The 1113-nt window shown below is 71.8% G+C and carries 1 protein-coding gene; it reads left to right on the forward strand.

The annotated features are described in order from the left end of the window. Window positions 1–104: 104 nt before the first annotated feature. Window positions 105–1113, forward strand: a 1009-nt coding sequence (locus ACI78V_RS22840; protein ID WP_456855116.1) for an IS481 family transposase, incomplete at its 3' end; no start/stop codon positions are given.

Below are 1113 nucleotides of genomic sequence, written 5' to 3' on the forward strand. Positions count from 1 at the left end.
TGTACTGCCCACACACGTTGGTGACGGCGCGTTGCAGGTGACGTGAGGGAGGACCTCCGAGTGAGGTGGGGCTTGTCGAAGGCTTCACCGGCTCGGAGGTCCTCATGTCCCACGCTAATGCCGTCCTGACTCCGAAGGGCCGGCTGGCCCTGGCTCGCTGTGTGGTGGAGGACGGCTGGTCCCTGCGCCGTGCGGCCGAGCGGTTTCAGGTCTCGGCCACCTGCACCGCTCGATGGGCCGGCCGGCTGCGCGCACTGCCGCCGGGTGCCGATCCGCTGAGCGTGATGGCCGACCGCTCCAGCCGGCCGCGGCGCAGTCCCCGGCAGCTGCGCCGCCCGCTGGTGCGCCGGGTGCTGCATCTGCGCCGCACGCGCGGTTGGGGACCAGCGAGGATCGGCCACCGCCTGGGATTGCGGCCCTCCACGGTGCATCGGGTGCTGCGCCGGGCGGGCGAGCCACGGCTGCACGAGGTCGACCTGGCCACCCGCCGGCGGTTGCGCGCCGGCGTGCAGCGCTACGAGCGCGACCGTCCCGGCGAGCTGGTGCACGTCGACATCAAGAAGCTCGGCCGCATCCCCACCGGCGGCGGGCACCGCATCCACGGCCGCGCCGCCGGCACCCGCAACAGCCGACTGAGCACAGCCGTGCGCCGGAACACCCATCCGGTGATCGGCTACGGCTACGTCCATACCGCGATCGACGACCACTCCCGGCTGGCCTACAGCGAGGTACTCACCGACGAGACCGCCCAGACCACCGCCGCCTGGTGGCAGCGGGCGGTGGCCTGGTTCGCCGCCCAGGGCGTCGCCATCGAGCGGGTGCTGACCGACAACGGCAGCTGCTACCGCGCCACACTCTGGCAGCAGACCTGCGCCGAGCTGGGCATCACGGTCAAGAAGACCCGGCCCTACCGGCCACAGACCAACGGCAAGGTCGAGCGCTTCCACCGCACGTTGCTCATCGAGTGGGCCTACGCCCGGGTCTACACCTCAGACGCCGCCCGCACCAAGGCGTTGCGCCGGTGGCTGCACCTCTACAACCATCACCGCACCCACACCGCACTCGGCGGTCTTCCGCCGGCCAGCCGCGTGCCCAACCTGTCGGAGCAGAACA

It is taken from the genome of Geodermatophilus sp. SYSU D00742 (assembly GCF_054049935.1).